Genomic DNA, 2,026 nt, shown 5'->3' on the forward strand with positions numbered 1-2,026 from the left:
TTGTACAACACGACGAGAGAACGCCCACGGGACCGAGGAACGCAAGTTTCTTTATCCATGGCATCCCTGGGCCGGGCGTTGTGTTCACGTTCATGAGGTGATCGAGAAGGCTGACCGGGAGGTTTTCCGCTGCAGTCTCTCTGGCCACGCCTCCGATCGGTGGCTGGAGGTTCCGGCCTGGATGTTTGATCGCGCGGTCTGCACCGCGTGGCGCATTGCCGCTGCCCCACATGTCGATCCCAGAACGCTTGGCGTCTTGGTGACACTGCTGCAGGACGCGACGGCCAATTCCCACACCCCATCGCAATTGGAGGTTTCGGGCGCAGCATCGGATCCTCACGACGCGAATCGGGGAGAGGTCCATGCCGCGCCAGCCCACGACATATCAGTTCGATCTGTTCTCCAACCCGCACGATGCGGAGACCGCGCAGATGCCACCATGGCAGGCGCTGCCGGAAGAGACGCGCCTGACGCTGACAAAGCTGATGGTGCGCCTGATCCTCGACCACGTCGACGGCGAGCGCGCCGTTCCACGGGAGGAGGCACGCCATGATGCATGAGAAGATCCGGCCCCACCATCTGGAGCGAAAGGCGATCCTTTATGTGCGGCAGTCCTCGGCCCATCAGGTTCTGCACAATCGTGAGAGCAGCGCCCTGCAGTATGCGATGCGCGATCGCCTGGTCGCGCTCGGCTGGTCTTGCATCGAGACGGTCGATGACGATCTCGGCCGCTCTGCTGCTGGCGGTGTCGCGCGAGCGGGCTTCGATCGGATGGTCGCAGCAGTCTGTCTCGGCAAGGTTGGGGCGGTTGCGGCGCGGGAGGTATCGCGCTTCGCCCGCAACAGCCGCGACTGGCAGCAGCTCATCGAGATGTGCCGCGTCGTCGATACCGTGCTGATCGACCAGGAGACGGTCTACGCACCGCGCCAGGGCAATGACCGGCTGCTGCTGGGATTGAAGGGCAGTCTCAACGAGTATGAGCTCGATCTTCTGCGTCAGCGCTCCTTGTCGGCCCGCTATGAGAAGGCCCGGCGCGGTGAACTCGTCGTCGCTTCCCCGGTCGGCTTCGTGAAGGTCGGCGACCGGCTGGAGAAGGATCCCGACCGTCGCATGCAGGAGGCCATCACCCTTGTGTTTGACAAGGTGGCGGAACTCGGCAGTGCCCGCCAGGCCCTGCTCTGGTTCCTCGAACATGGGCTGGATTTGCCTGCCAAGCGCAACAATGGCGATGTGGTCTGGCGCAGGCCAAGCTATGCGACCATCCACCGAATGATCGAGAACCCGATCTACGGCGGCGCCTACGCCTATGGTAAGACTCGTGCTGCGTCGGGATATGATGCAACAGCCATTCGTTCGCGCAGCCGCCGTAAGGCGCGTGATGAATGGCTGGCGCTGATCCCGGGTGCACACGAAGGCTACGTCAGCTGGGAAAGGGCGGAAGCGATCCGCAAGATGGTGAGCGACAACGTGCCCACGAGCCGGCATCACGGGGCGCCCAAGCATGGCGACGCTCTGCTCGCCGGCCTTGTCCGCTGCCGGCGCTGCGGCCGCAAGCTGACGGTCCGCTACACGGGAACCAAGCACAACATTCCGCGCTATTCCTGCTGGCGTGGTCTGCTTGACAATGGCGAGCCGCGTTGCATCGCCTTCGGTGGACTACGCGTCGACGACGCCATCGAGGAAGCTCTTCTGCGGGTTGTCGAGCCGGCAGCGATAGCCGCGGCCGTCGAGGCCGAAGCGCAAGCGGCCAGTCGCCGCGATCAGGTCCGCGATGCTCTGATGCGCGATCGCGAGGCGGCACGCTACAACGCCGATCGGGCGTTCCGGCAATACGACGCCATCGATCCGCAGAACCGGCTGGTCGCGGCGGAACTGGAGTTGCGATGGAACCGGGCGCTTACGCGTGTCGGCGAGATCGAGAGCAGGATTGCCGCGCATGATGCCTCGACATCGGAGCCATCACTTCTGTCGCCAATACACGTCACCGCGCTCGCCGCCGATCTCAAGGCTGTATGGGCGGCGCCGA

Annotated in this window: 2 protein-coding genes; both read left to right on the forward strand. The window is 64.2% G+C overall.

Features of this window, described 5'->3' with window-relative positions:
* The first annotated feature begins 362 nt into the window (after positions 1-362).
* A complete protein-coding gene (locus NKH30_RS32990) occupies positions 363-560 on the forward strand; it encodes a hypothetical protein (protein ID WP_023722661.1) in 198 nt (65 codons plus the stop codon).
* A partial coding sequence (locus NKH30_RS32995; RefSeq protein WP_352852212.1) for a recombinase family protein occupies positions 550-2,026 on the forward strand: 1,477 nt, incomplete at its 3' end. The genes NKH30_RS32990 and NKH30_RS32995, both read left to right, overlap by 11 nt.

Origin of the sequence: Mesorhizobium sp. M1273 (assembly GCF_040318195.1) — a bacterium.
Taxonomy (GTDB): Bacteria; Pseudomonadota; Alphaproteobacteria; order Rhizobiales; family Rhizobiaceae; genus Mesorhizobium.